12 protein-coding genes are annotated in these 12,981 nt (G+C 74.9%); 7 read left to right on the top strand and 5 right to left on the bottom strand.

Annotated elements, in window-relative coordinates; translation table 11 throughout:
- Nucleotides 1-247: 247 nt before the first annotated feature.
- Nucleotides 248-2,740: a beta-glucosidase family protein gene (locus ABEA77_RS07630; RefSeq protein WP_345642996.1), complete on the top strand. Its 2,493-nt coding sequence runs from the start codon at nt 248-250 to the stop codon at nt 2,738-2,740.
- Between the two features lie 87 nt (nt 2,741-2,827).
- On the opposite strand, the gene ABEA77_RS07635 is transcribed toward ABEA77_RS07630, so the two are convergent.
- The 3 genes from ABEA77_RS07635 to ABEA77_RS07645 all read right to left on the bottom strand — a co-directional run bounded on the left by ABEA77_RS07635 (nt 2,828) and on the right by ABEA77_RS07645 (nt 5,364).
- Nucleotides 2,828-3,730 (bottom strand): EI24 domain-containing protein, encoded by a 903-nt coding sequence (locus ABEA77_RS07635; RefSeq protein WP_345642997.1) that lies wholly within the window; start codon nt 3,728-3,730, stop codon nt 2,828-2,830.
- Nucleotides 3,731-3,783: 53 nt separating this feature from the next.
- A complete protein-coding gene (locus tag ABEA77_RS07640; RefSeq protein WP_345642999.1) occupies nt 3,784-4,212 on the bottom strand; it encodes an organic hydroperoxide resistance protein in 429 nt (142 codons plus the stop codon).
- 132 nt (nt 4,213-4,344) lie between these two features.
- Complete coding sequence (locus ABEA77_RS07645; protein ID WP_345643000.1) at nt 4,345-5,364, bottom strand: NADP-dependent oxidoreductase; 1,020 nt, start codon at nt 5,362-5,364, stop codon at nt 4,345-4,347.
- Between the two features lie 122 nt (nt 5,365-5,486).
- Here ABEA77_RS07645 and ABEA77_RS07650 point away from each other — a divergent pair, with 122 nt between their 5' ends.
- Complete coding sequence (locus tag ABEA77_RS07650; protein ID WP_345643002.1) at nt 5,487-5,921, top strand: MarR family winged helix-turn-helix transcriptional regulator; 435 nt, start codon at nt 5,487-5,489, stop codon at nt 5,919-5,921.
- Nucleotides 5,922-5,943: 22 nt separating this feature from the next.
- On the opposite strand, the gene ABEA77_RS07655 is transcribed toward ABEA77_RS07650, so the two are convergent.
- The gene (locus ABEA77_RS07655; RefSeq protein WP_345643004.1) at nt 5,944-7,290 is read right to left on the bottom strand and encodes a hypothetical protein; all 1,347 of its coding nucleotides are present in this window, start codon (nt 7,288-7,290) and stop codon (nt 5,944-5,946) included.
- A 111-nt stretch (nt 7,291-7,401) separates the two neighbouring features.
- On the opposite strand from ABEA77_RS07655, the gene ABEA77_RS07660 reads away from it, so the two are divergent.
- The 3 genes from ABEA77_RS07660 (at nt 7,402) to ABEA77_RS07670 (ending at nt 10,786) form a co-directional block, all read left to right on the top strand.
- Complete coding sequence (locus ABEA77_RS07660) at nt 7,402-8,058, top strand: hypothetical protein (RefSeq protein WP_345643006.1); 657 nt, start codon at nt 7,402-7,404, stop codon at nt 8,056-8,058.
- A 138-nt stretch (nt 8,059-8,196) separates the two neighbouring features.
- Nucleotides 8,197-9,240, top strand: coding sequence for a rod shape-determining protein (locus ABEA77_RS07665; protein ID WP_345643007.1), 1,044 nt, complete (start codon nt 8,197-8,199; stop codon nt 9,238-9,240).
- A 16-nt stretch (nt 9,241-9,256) separates the two neighbouring features.
- Nucleotides 9,257-10,786, top strand: coding sequence for a GAF domain-containing sensor histidine kinase (locus tag ABEA77_RS07670; RefSeq protein WP_425588221.1), 1,530 nt, complete (start codon nt 9,257-9,259; stop codon nt 10,784-10,786).
- Nucleotides 10,787-10,910: 124 nt separating this feature from the next.
- Here ABEA77_RS07670 and ABEA77_RS07675 read toward each other — a convergent pair whose 3' ends face one another.
- Entirely contained in the window at nt 10,911-11,105 is a 195-nt protein-coding gene (locus tag ABEA77_RS07675) for a hypothetical protein (RefSeq protein WP_345643009.1), read from the bottom strand.
- Nucleotides 11,106-11,228: 123 nt separating this feature from the next.
- Between ABEA77_RS07675 and ABEA77_RS07680 the strand changes: the two genes are divergently transcribed.
- Nucleotides 11,229-11,810, top strand: coding sequence for a DUF1906 domain-containing protein (locus ABEA77_RS07680; RefSeq protein ID WP_345643011.1), 582 nt, complete (start codon nt 11,229-11,231; stop codon nt 11,808-11,810).
- A gap of 276 nt (nt 11,811-12,086) precedes the next feature.
- Entirely contained in the window at nt 12,087-12,971 is an 885-nt protein-coding gene (locus ABEA77_RS07685; protein ID WP_345643013.1) for a glycerophosphodiester phosphodiesterase, read from the top strand.
- Nucleotides 12,972-12,981: the final 10 nt, after the last annotated feature.

Raw genomic sequence — 12,981 nt, forward strand, 5'->3', positions numbered from 1 at the left:
CCGGTCGTCTCCTGGGACAGGACCGTACGCCATGCGCACAGACCTGAGATTACGAAACAATAACGAAGCCTACTCATCTACAGGTTCGTGGCCCACCATGTAACCGTCGGTGGGGCCCTGGACAGCCACGGCCCCGCGGCCACCGGCCCCACCGGCCCCTCCCCCGCACCCCGCACCCCGCACCCCGCACCCCGCACCCCGCACCCCGCAGTCTCCCGCCCCATCCCCGGTACCTGGAGGTACGGCCTTGTCTTCCGGCGCACCCACCACCACCGCCGACGACGACGCGCGGAACGCCGCGGTCGAGGCGGCGCTCGCCACGCTCGACCTGGACACGAAGACCCGGCTGCTGGCCGGGCAGGACCAGTGGTCGCTGCCCGCCGTGCCGGAGATCGGGCTGCCGTCGCTGGTGATGTCCGACGGCCCGGTCGGTGTCCGCGGCGTGCGCTGGACCTCCGAGGACCCGTCCGTCGCGCTGCCCTCGCCGACCGCGCTCGCCGCGAGCTGGGACCCCGCGCTCGCCCGCCGCGCCGGACACCTGCTGGCCCAGGAGGCCCGCCGCAAGGGGGTGCACGTGCTGCTCGCGCCGACGGTGAACCTGCACCGCTCCCCGCTGGGCGGCCGCCACTTCGAGGCGTACAGCGAGGACCCGTACCTGACGGGTGAGATCGGCACCGGGTACGTCAGGGGTGTGCAGGACGGCGGCGTCGGCACGACGGTCAAGCACTTCGTGGCCAACGACGCGGAGACCGACCGCTTCACGGTCAACAACGTCGTCGCGCCGCGCCCGCTGCGGGAGTTGTACCTCGCCCCGTTCGAGGCGATCGTGAAGAACGCCCGCCCGTGGGGCGTCATGGCCGCCTACAACACCGTCAACGGCACGTCGATGACCGAGCACCGCCACCTCCAGCAGGAGGTGCTGCGCGGCGAGTGGGGCTTCGACGGCTACCTCGTCTCCGACTGGCTCGCCGCCCGCTCCACCACGGGCGCCCTCCGCGGCGGGCTCGACGTCGCCATGCCGGGACCGCAGACGGTGTACGGGGAGAAGCTGGCCGCGGCCGTACGGGCGGGCGATGTCGAGGAGTCGGCCGTGGACGACGCCGTGCGCCGGGTACTGCTGCTCGCGGCACGCGTCGGCATCCTGGAGGGCGCGCCGCCCGTCGTCACCGAGCCGCCCGCACCGGTCGACGGGGACGCGCTGACCCGCGAGATCGCACGCCGCTCCTTCGTCCTGGTGCGCAACGAGGTACGCGAAGGCCGCCCCGCGCTGCCCCTCGACCCGGCCCGCACACGGAAGGTCGCGCTGATCGGCGCGGCGGCGCGGGACGCGAGGATCCTCGGCGGCGGCTCGGCCACCGTCTTCCCCGCCCGGGTCGTCTCCCCGCTCGACGGCCTGCGCGCCGCGCTGCCCGAGGGGGCCCTGACGTACGCGATCGGCGCCGACCCCAACACCGAACTCGCCCTCGCGGCCGACGGGTTCGACCTGACGGCCACGGCGCGCGACGCGGCCGGCGCGGTGCTCGCCACGGTCAAGCTGCCAGGCGGCCGGGTCCAGTGGGTCGGCAGCGACCTGCCGGAGGGCGTCACCTACGACGCGCTGCACAGCGTCGAGGTCAGCGGCACGTTCACCGCGCGCGACGCGGGCGAGCACACCTTCGGCACCCGGGGCCTCGGCGGCTTCACACTCAGCGTCGACGGTGCGGTGCTGTTCGACGGCTACCAGGACAGGGGCGACTCCTCCGACCCGTTCGAGGCGTTCTTCGGTGCCCAGACCGAGCGGGGCCGCGTCGTGCTGGAGGCCGGGCAGCGCGTCGAGATCTCGCTGCGCGACACGGTCTACAAGGTCACCGAGGCCCCGATGAACGCGATCGGCTTCTCGCTGCTGCACCTGGGCCCGCAGCACGACCCGGACGAGCTGATCGCCGAGGCGGCCCGCGCCGCGGCGGACGCCGACACGGCGGTGGTGGTCGTCGCCACCACCGAGCGCGTCGAGTCCGAGGGCTTCGACCGCGAGGACCTGCGGCTGCCGGGGCGCCAGGACGACCTGGTGCGCGCGGTCGCCGCCGCCAACCCGAACACCGTGGTCGTCGTCAACACCGGCTCCCCGGTGGAGCTGCCGTGGCGAGAGAGCACCGCGGCGGTGCTGCTGAGCTGGTTCCCAGGACAGCAGGGCGGCGCGGCCCTCGCGGACGTGCTGCTCGGCGCGGCGGAGCCGGGCGGCCGACTGCCCACCACCTGGCCGGCCGCGCTGGCCGACGCGCCGGTCGTGGACACCACCCCGAAGGACGGCGAACTCCACTACGAGGAGGGCGTGTTCATCGGCTACCGGGCATGGGAGAAGGCGGGCGGCACGCCCGCGTACCCCTTCGGCCACGGCCTCGGCTACACCGAGTGGGACTACGAGGCGGTCGACGCGTCGCCCACCGAGGTCCGGGTGCGGCTGCGCAACGCGGGCGCGCGGCCCGGCCGCGAGGTCGTCCAGCTGTACGTGGCGCCCGAGCAGCCACGTCAGGACGCCGGCGGCGCCGAGCGCCCGGCCCGCTGGCTCGCGGGCTTCGCCGTGGCCGAGGCGGAGCCGGGCGAGACGGTCGAGGTCACCGTGGACCTGCGGCGGCGCGCCTTCGAGATCTGGGACGAGGGAACGGATTCCTGGTCGCTGATCGAGGGCAGGTATGAGATCCAGGTGGCGCGTTCCCTGACGGATGTGCGCCTGTGCGCGCCGCTGGCCGTGGCGCGCTGACCCAGTACGTACGGCCCCGAGGCGGAACCTGACACCGCCCCGGGGCCGTATGCGTGTCCCGGGGCGCGCCCGTGGCCGCTCCCCTCGTCAGCGCTCGCCCGGCGCCGGCGCGGCGGCCGGGCCGTGCGGCGCGGGGCCGCCCTGTCCGGGCAGCGGGGCGGGGCCGGTGGGGCCCCCGGGAGCGGCGGCCCCGGCCCCAGCCCCAGCCCCAGCCCCAGCTTCGGCTTCGGCTTCTGCTTCTGCTTCTGCTTCTGCTTCGCGCGAGCGGGCCATCAGCGTCGCGCCCGCGACGGCCCCCGGCATCAGGAAGATCGGCACCACCGGGACCAGGAACGCCAGGGTCAGCGGCACTCCGAAGCCGAGCGCCATCAGCCTGCGGCCCTTGAGCCAGGCGAGCTGCTCGCGGGCGCCGACCCGGCGGCGTTCGAGCGCGACCGCGGTCAGTTCCTGCGTCAGGTAGAAGCCGGAGACGCAGAATCCCACGGCGGGCACCACGGTCTGGCCGACGAAGGGCAGGAAGCCGAGGGCGAAAAGCAGCACGCCCCACCCGGCCACCCGCACCAGGACGTACAGGCTGTTCCTGAGCGAGACCAGCATCCCGCGCCACCAGGTGAGGCCCGGCTCGGGCACCGTGCCGTCCGGCGACCGGTCGCGCTCGACGGCCTCGGACAGGGCCTCGTAGAAGGGCTGGCCGACCAGCAGGGTGACCGCGGTGAAGGTGACGACCGCGAGAAAGAGCCCGAGCGCGAACAGCAGGACGGTCATCCCGCCGCGGAACAGGCCCTGCCAGGGGGAGCCCCAGCCGTCGGCGAAGGGCGTCGCCCAGGCCACGGCGTCGTCCGCGCCGTAGGCGAGGGCGACCAGCGCTGCGGCGTACACCACCAGGGTCACGAGGCCCGGCAGCAGCCCGAGGCCGAACCACCTGCCGTGGCCGCCCACCCACCGCTGGCCCTTGACCAGAAAGCCGAAGCCCGCCCCGAGATCGCCCATGCGGGCAACCCTAGCGGGGCGGGCGGGCCCGGCCTGCGCCGTGCCGCGGCGGCTCAGGCGGCCGAGAGGGTCACCTCGATGTTGCCGCGGGTCGCGTTCGAGTAGGGGCACACCTCGTGCGCCTTCTCCAGCAGGTCCTTCGTGGCGGCCTCGTCCAGCGAGGGAACGGCGGCGACCAGCTCGACGGCGAGGCCGAAGCTGCCGTTCGACAGCTTGCCGATGGAGACCTTCGCGGTCACCGTCGACCCCTTGATGTCCAGCTTCTGCTGGCGCGCCACGACACCCATCGCGCTCTGGAAGCAGGCGCTGTAGCCGGCCGCGAACAGCTGCTCGGGGTTGGTGCCCGCACCGCTGCCGCCCATCTCCTTCGGGGGGTTGACGACGACGTCGAGGTGGCCGTCGTCGGAGGCGACCCGGCCGTCCCGGCCGTTCTCCGCGGTGGCGACGGCGGTGTACAGGGGCTGAATCTGTTCAATGGCCATGTCGGACTGTTCCGTTCTGCTTGTGCGCCGCGACTCGCGCCCGAGGCCGCGGCGGCCGGGGAATTCACCTTAGTGGGCGGGCGGGGGATCCACCGTCCGAGGCGGCGGACGGCGGCCCTCGCCCGCTGGGGTCTAGCGGCCGAGCGAGACGATCATCTTGCCGGTGTTCTCGCCGCGCATCACGCCGAGGAACGCGTCGAAGCCGTTCTCGATTCCCTCGACGGTCGTCTCCCGGTACTTGAGGCGGCCCTCGGCGAGCCAGCCCGCGACATCCTCGACGAAGCGCTTCCGCAGGTCCATGTGGTCCATCACGATCATGCCCTGCATGCGCAGCCGCTTGGTGAGGACCTGGGCCAGGTTGCGCGGGGCCGCGGGCGGCTCCGTGGAGTTGTACTGCGCGATCATGCCGCACAGCGTGATCCGCCCGAAGTTGCGCATCCGGCCGATGGCCGCTTCGAGGTGGTCGGCGCCGACGTTGTCGAAGTACACGTCGATGCCGTCGGGGGCCGCGGCCTTGAGCTGGTCCTTGACCGGGCCGTTCTTGTAGTTGAAGGCCGCGTCGAAGCCGTACTCGCGGGTGAGGAGGTCGACCTTCTCGTCGGTGCCCGCCGAGCCGATGACCCGGGAGGCGCCCTTGATCTTCGCGAGCTGGCCGACGATGCTGCCGACCGCGCCGGCCGCGCCGGAGACGAACACCGCGTCGCCCTCCTTGAAGGAGGCGGTCTCGAAGAGGCCCGCGTAGGCGGTGAGGCCGGTGGTGCCGAGCACGCCGAGGTAGGCGGAGAGGGGCGCCACCGACGCGTCCACCTTGACGGCGCGGTCCGCGGGGAATTCCGCGTACTCCCGCCAGCCGAGGCCGTGCAGGACGTGGTCGCCGACAGCGAAGCCGTCCGCGTTCGAGGCGATGACCTCGCCGACCGCGCCGCCGTCCATCGGCCTGCCGAGCTCGAAGGGCGGCACGTACGACTTGGCGTCGCTCATGCGGCCGCGCATGTACGGGTCGACCGAGAAGTACAGGTTCCGGACGAGGACGCGGCCCTGGCCCGGCTCTGCCACCGGGACCTCGCGCAGGGCGACGTCGTCCGGCACGGGCCAGCCGTGGGGGCGGGCGATCAGATGCCAGGCGCGGCCCGACGTGGGAAGTGCGGCCATGGTCCGGATACCTCCTTGGAGCGTGGTGGGCTTGGAATGTGGCGGGCAACAAAGCTTCACCACATGAAACAACAGTGCATCTGAATATTTCATGTTGTCAAGCAAGCGGGTACGCTGTGTCCATGGCCACCTCCCGCACCGACCCGCTCACCCTCGAAGTCGTCGAGCTCATCGGCTCCGTCGTGGCGCGCTACTACGAGGAGTACGAGCAGGCGGCGGCGGAGCACTCACTCACCGGGGCACAGGCCCGCGTCCTGCGCCTGCTGTCCCTCGAACCGCTGCCCATGCGCAGGATCGCGAGGAAGCTCAAGTGCGAGCCGTCCAACGTGACGGGGATCGTCGACCGGCTGGAGGCGCGCGGCCTGGTCGAGCGCACGCCGGACCCGTCCGACCGGCGGGTCAAGCTCGCCGCGCCCACCCGCAGCGGGCTGGCGACGGCGGCCAGGCTGCGGGACTCGCTCGACTTCGCGCGCGAGCCGCTGGCCGAGCTGTCGGCACAGGAGCGCCGCACCCTGCGGGACCTGCTGCGCCGCATGGTGGGCGACGACGACGCCTGACGGGCGGGCCGGAACACCCGCGTCAGGCGCACCACCACAGGATCGGTGTGCACTGGCTCCCGGTGGGCTCGGGATCGGGCGGGGAGGGCTCGGCGGGCGAGGTGGCGGGCGGCGGGTCGGCGGGCCCCGCCGGGTCGGCTGAGGACGGGTCGCCCGGGCCGGTCGCGGGCCCCGTGGGGGCGGTCGGCCCTGTGGGGCCCGGCGTGCCCTCCGCGGTGCCGGACGGGCTGCCGTGAGTGCCGTCGCCGTCCCCGGGGCTCGGGCTCGCGCCGTCGCCCGGCGCGGTGGGGTCCGCGCCCTTCTTCGAGGCGGCGGCCGAGGAGCCGTCCGCGCCGGGGCCGTCGCCCGGGTCGCCCGGCACGGCGGGTCTGCCGGAGGCCGACGGGTCGCCGTCGTGGCCGGGGCCGGTGCCGTCGTCGGTGACCCGGCTGCCCGACCCGGCGCCGGTTCCGGTGCCGCGGGCCGGATCGAGCGCCAGCTGCGCGAGGCTGAGGGCGCCGGAGGCGAGGACGACGCCGAGCACGCCGACCACGACCCTGCGGCCCCGCTTGCTGCGCGCCCTGCGCGGGGCCGGCCTTGGCCTGCGCGCCGCACGGTGGTGACTGCGGCCGTGGCCGCCCGCGACGCCGCCGCCCGCGGGCCCCGGGGCGTCCGCCGTGTCCCGGGCGTCCGCAGGGCCCGGGGCGCCCGCCCGGCCGGCGGGGCCGGACTGCTCCTGGCCTGCGGCCGGCTCCCGGCCATCGGCCCCCGCGAAGCCGGCGGCGTCCCGTACGCCGTCCGGCGCGGATCCCGCCGGTGTCCGCGCGTCGCCCGGCTCGAACCGCGCCGGTGTCAGGCCGCCCCCGGGCTCGAACCGCGTCGGCACCCGTGCCTCCTCGGCCGGGGTCCCGGCCGGCTCTCCGGGGCCGGGCAGACCGGGACGGGGGAAGGGCTCGGCACCGGCCGGGGCCTGCGGCACGGTGTCGTACGCCGCGTACGACTCCCGCACCTCCGCGCCCTCAGGCCCGAACCGAACCGGTACGCGCCCGCCCTCGCCCTCGGACTGCGTCGGTACGCGCCCGTCCACGGGCTCGAACCGAGCCGGGATCCGCGCCTCCTCGGCCAGGGCCCCGGGCGGCCCTCCAGGGCCGCGCAGTCCCGGGTGCGCGAAGGGCGCGGGGTCCGCCGGGACCTGCGGCCCGGGGCCGTACGCCCCGTACGGCAGGTATCCGTCCGGGCCGCCGTCCTGCCCGTAAGGCCCCTGCCGCGGCCCGGCCGCCGGCTCCCGCGGGGCCCGGCCGCCCCACCGCGCCTCCTCGGCGGGCCTGCCGCATCCGGCGCAGGTCAGCGCGCCGTTGAGGTGGCGTCGGCAGTGGTCGCAGTAGTCCATGGCGCTCGCAGGGTATGCGGCGCGGCAACCCCGTTGGCCGCCACGGGTGTGGAGATCCTGTGCACAACCGTGTGTCACACGCCGTGTTGTCCGATTGGCGAAAATGGCGTCATGACCTCAGGCAGCGCACCGGGCGCGTTCGGCCCGCTCTCCTTCCAGCTCGTCCTGCTGCGCAGGATGGCCGACCACCAGCCGGACCTCGCCGACGAGGCCAGGCGCGCGCTGGGCGCGTCCCGCGCCGACCTGCGGGAGGCGAACCGGCGCTGGCAGGCGATGGTGCGCTCGCCGCGCGGCCGGGGCGCGCGGGCCAGGTACCTGTCGGTGCTCGGCGAGCCGGAGCGCGCGCTGCGGCGGCGGGTCGGCGACCTGGAGTGCGAGGCGCTCCAGTGGCCCGTGCCGCTCTGGCCCGACCTGCGCTTCGAGGTCATGGTGGCGCCGGGCGGCGCGGTGTGGAACGAGTGGCTGGTACGGGCCCCGGGCGCGCCCGCACCGGTCCTCGCGACGGCGGCGGACCTGCGCCCGTGGGGCTGCACCGTCGATGAGCTGGCACGGGCCTTCCCGCCCGCGCGACCGCGCGAAGGCACGGCGCCGACCCGCTTCGGCCTGGCGTTTTGCGCGCCCGCGGGCCCGGAGCCGGAAGGACCCGGGCCGGAAGGACCTGGGCCGGACGGCGGCGGGACGGACGGCGACGGGCCGGGCGGCGACGGCCGGCGCGGGTACGTCGCCGAGTTCACCTGGGGGCTGCTCCAGCGGTGGTCGGCCGGCTGAGGGCACCCGCCGGGCCCCCGTACACCGACCGGCGCAGCCCAGCGAGCGCCGGAGCCCTGGCGGCCGCAGGATGTCCGTAACGACACCGACCGGCGCCCGCCCCGCCGGTGACCGTCCCTGCCGCTCGGGAGATCCGCCGTGACCGTCAGCCTTGAGAACCTGCGCCGCTGCCACATCGCCGTCGACATGGGGGCCGCCAGGACGCGGGTCTTCGTGAAGGGGGCGGGCCTCGTCGTCGACGAGCCGAGCTGTGCCGCCATCAACTCCCGTACCGGGTCACTTATCGCGGTCGGCGCCCTCGCCGAGCAGATGACGGGCCGCACGCCCGACTACATCCGGGTCGTACGGCCCGTCACGGGCGGCACCGTCATCGACATCGAGATGGCGCAGCGCATGCTGCGGCACCTGATCGGCGACAAGCTCAGGCGCCAGCTGCGGCGCAAGCCCCGGCTGCGGGCCGCTGCCTCCACCCCGCACGACAGCGACCCGCTGGCGCAGCGCGCCGCGGTGGAGACGCTGGTCGGGCTCAGCGCGAGCCGGGTGGAACTGGTGGACACGGTGATCGCCGCCGCGGTCGGCTGCGGGCTGCCCGTCGAGGAGGCCACCGCCACCATGATCATCATGTGCGGGGCCGCCACCACCCAGGTCGCGGTGATCTCGCTCGGCTCGATCGTGACGGCGCAGCGCATCCCCGTCGGCGGCAACGCCATCGACCAGGCCGTCATCCAGTACCTGCGTCACCACCACGAACTGGTGCTGCCGAGCCAGTCCGTGCGGCCACTGCAGCTGGCGCTGAGCGACAACGGCCTGACGGCGGAGGGCCCCACCTCGATGGAGATCAACGGGCGCGACGTGGCCACCGGCGTGGCGCGCTCCGTGAAGGTGGACACGGCGGCGGTGCGCGAGGCGATCTACACGCCGCTGACGGCCGTCAAGGACGGCATCGGGCGGGTCCTGCGCGAGTGCCCGCCCGACCTGGTGGCGGACCTCGCGGACACCGGCATCAGGATGGTCGGAGGCAGCGCGCTGCTGCCGGGGCTCGACACCATGCTGCGGGAGGCGACGGGCATGCCGGTGGCGATCGCCGAGCGGCCCGACCAGTGCACCATTCTCGGCATGGGCGCGATGATCGAGGGCCAGGTGCAGCCCGTGTCCATGGACCCGCTGGCCGACGCCCACTGACCGCTCCCCCACCGCCGTGCGAGCCGGAGAGCCCCGAGAGGCCGGGGCGCCCGAAGAGACCGGGGCGGCCGGGACAGGAGGTGGCGGGGCCGGAGCCGCGGGCGGCGGCGCCGAGGGGGGCGCCGCGTACACCGACCGCCTGCCGGGGCTGCTCGAATCGGTCCTCGGCATCGGCACCGACCTCGAACTCGGTGTCACGCTCCAGCACATCGTGGACACGTCGCTCGTCCTGGTGGGCGCGCGCTACGGCGAACTCGCCGTCGTACAGCCGGAGAGCGCGCCGCTGACCGAGCTGTTCTCCGCGGGCTCGGACCCGGGCGGCGCCCCGGACGCGGACGGCGCCTTTGCCGAGGTGCCGGTACGGGTCGGCGACGAGGTGTTCGGCAGCCTGCGCGTCACCGGCGGCGCCTTCACCGCGCGCGACACCGTCCTGCTGCACACGCTCGCCGCGCAGGCGGGCATCGCCATCGGCAACGCCCGTACGTACGGCACGGCGCGCCAGCGCGAGCGGTGGATCCAGGGCGCGGCGGCGGTCACCACCGCGCTGCTCACAGGCGAGTCGGCCGAGGACGCCCTCACCACGGTCGCCGAGTCGGCGCGGGTGCTCGCCGACGCGGACGCGGGCGCGGTGCTGCTGCCCACCGCGGACGGCGGCATGAGCATCGCCGCCGCGTCGGCCGCGGACCCGGCGGTCGCGGACGGCATGGTCGGCACGACGATCCTGCCCGGTTCCGCCGTGCTGGACCAACTGCTCGGTGGGGAGCCGGTGTTCCTTGAGGACTCGGCGACCGATCCCCGGATGACGACACCGGTGCGCGACCGGTTCGGTCCCAGCATGATGCTGCCGCTCCAGCACGGCGGCCGGCTGATCGGCACACTGACCGTGCCGAGGACGCGCGGCAGGCGCCCGTACACCGACGCGGAGCGGCTGCTCGCCTCCCAGTTCGCCTCGCAGGCGGCGCTGGCGCTGGTGCTCGCGGACGTGCAGCACAACAGGGAGCGGCTCGCCGTCTACGAGGACCGCGACCGGATCGCCAGGGACCTCCACGACCTCGTGGTGCAGCGGCTGTTCGCCACGGAGATGATGCTGGAGTCGACGCGGCGCAGGACCGGTGCGGGCGGGACGGGCGAGCTGCTCGACCGGGCCACCGACGAGCTGGACTCGATCATCCAGGAGGTGCGTACCGCGATCTTCGCGCTCCAGCAGCCGCCCGCCGAGGCCCCGACGAGCCTGCGCGGGCGCGTCCTGCGGGAGACCGACGGCGCGGCGGCGCTGCTCGGCTTCCGCCCCTCGGTGCGCTTCCTCGGCCCCGTGGAGTCCGCGGTGCACGAACCGGTGGCCGCGCAGTTGCTCTCCGCGCTGCGGGGCGCGCTCGCCGCGGCCCACCGCAGGGAGGGCGTGACGGCCGTGGACGTGGCGGTGGACGCGCGCGCCCGGCTGCCCGACGGGCGCGCGGCGGTGCGGCTCACGGTGCGCGACGACGGGGTGCGCGAGGACGGCGGGGGCACCGGTACCACGGTGTCCTGGCAGGCACCGGAGCTGTGAATTCCCCCTCCGCCTGGGCTTGTCGTGGCGCCGTCCCCGCCGCGTGCCCCAAAGGCGCGCGGCAGGGACGGCGGTGTGCTTGCTCTGCGGTCTGCTTGCCCGCTACGCGAGCGAGAAGGTGGCACTACAGGACGGGGCCGCTGTGGCGCACGAGGGCGAGGTCGAACTCCCCCATCAGGGCGGTGGCGTCGCGGGGTGGCACGGCGCGGCGGTGAAGCCGTGCCGGCGCAGCCACCCGGAGAGCCAGATGTCCCCGTCGCAGTAGCCGGCGGCCCGCCGCCTCGTAGCCGGGGCCGGTGACGTAGGGGATGCGAAGCACCGCAGCACGCTACGGCACGTGCGCCAAGGCGCCCCCGGACCGCACGTTCGGCCGTCCCGGCACCGGGAAGACGACTATCAGTAGCAGATCCAGCGCGCAGAGTGAAGGACGGAGGTATCGGCCATGCCGGACACTGCGGGAGTCGACTATGCGTGGGGCCGTCCAGGCGGGGCCGCACTCAAGGCCGCGGGCAAGAAGTTCGCCTGCCGCTACCTGAGCGGGGACGAGGGGAAGAACCTCACGGCGGAGGAGGCGCGCGAGCTCGCCGCGCACGGCGTCTCCTGCGTGGTGGTGTGGGAGAGCGGCGCACAGCGCGCCCTGTCGGGGAAGAAGGGCGGGGAGGAGGACGCGCGGAAGGCGGAGACGCTGGCCGCGCACGCGGGCATGCCGGGCGACCGGCCGATCTACTTCGCGGTCGACTTCGACGCCACACCCGGCCAGCAGGACGACATCAACGCCTACCTGGACGGCGCCGCTGGCGTGGTCGGGCGCGAGCGCGTCGGCATCTACGGCGGCTACTACCCGGTCAAGCGTGCCCTCGACGCGAAGAAGGCCGCGTGGGCCTGGCAGACGCCTGCCTGGTCGGGCGGCCAGTGGGATGCGCGCGCCCACATCCGCCAGGGGGCGCAGCAGACCATCGGCGGCACGGCCTGCGACCTGAACACGGCGAAGGCCGACGACTACGGGCAGTGGACCCCGCACTGACCGGGGCTCCCGCCCGGGGTCGGCGTCGCTCCGCCGTCCACCGGCCCCGGCCGTGCGCGCGGCCGTCACCGCGTGTGTTCACCCGGGCGCCGCGGCCGTGGCTTCCGGGGCCGGGGCGGACCGCGCCGCTAGCGTGGCGCGGGCGCGTGAAGCGGGATTTCTCCACTGATGCGGTGGTTTTCCGTGAGAGGCCGAGTCCGGCGGGAAACCCGGTGGGAGCCGGGGTGCGTGCGAGCCACGAGGACACCGGAGGGATCCGGGGAAGGCAGGGATGGCGTGGGAGTACGCCGCAGATCGGGCCCCGTCCTGGGCGCCGCGGTCCGCGCCGCCGCGGTCGCCGCGGTGGTCGCGGCCACCGGGGCGTGGACGCTCGACGCCGGGCAACTCGGCACCGGGCAGGCGGCGGGCCCCGCGCGGGCGGCGGCGCACCGGGCGGTCCTGGCACCCGTCTCCTTCGCCGCGCTGCCGCGGCGCGTGCTCGACGCGCACCGGGGCGGCGGCGGCGAGCCGGGCATCAGGGAGAACAGCATCTCGGGCGCGGAGAAGTCCCTCGCCTCGGGCCGGGTGCAGGTTCTGGACATCGACACCCGCCGCCTCAAGGACGGCACGCCCGTCCTCATGCACGACGCCACCGTCGACCGGACCACCGACCACACGGGGCCGGTGTCCGGCTACACGCCGGCCACCTGGAAGCAGGTCAGGCTCGACACCGGCGGCGGCGCCCCCGAACCCGCGCCGACGCTCGACCAGTACCTCGACGCGCTCGGCGGCAGGGCCGTCATCACCGTCGAGGCCAAGGACGCGAGCGAGGTACCGACGCTGGCCTCGATGATCAAGGGGCGCGGTCTGACCCCGTCAGTCCTCGTCAACACCAACGACCCGGCCGTCGCACGGCGGATCCACGCCGCGGGCCTCCTCACCCATCTGTGGCGCAGCGCCACGCAGTTGGCGCACGACGACCCCCGCGCGTGGACGGGCTTCGTCGACCTGCTGGACATCGACCACCGGGCCACCGACGCGCAGGTGGGGGCCGCCGTACACAGCGGCGTCCCCCGGGTCTGGGCGCACACCCTCACCACCGCGGCGCAGCGGGACCGGATGCTCGCGCTCGGCGTCCAGGGCATCATCACGGACTATCCGCTGAGCCTCGACCAGCGCTGACGCCACGTCA

This window comes from Streptomyces tremellae, assembly GCF_039540215.1.
GTDB classification, from domain to species: domain Bacteria; phylum Actinomycetota; class Actinomycetes; order Streptomycetales; family Streptomycetaceae; genus Streptomyces; species Streptomyces tremellae.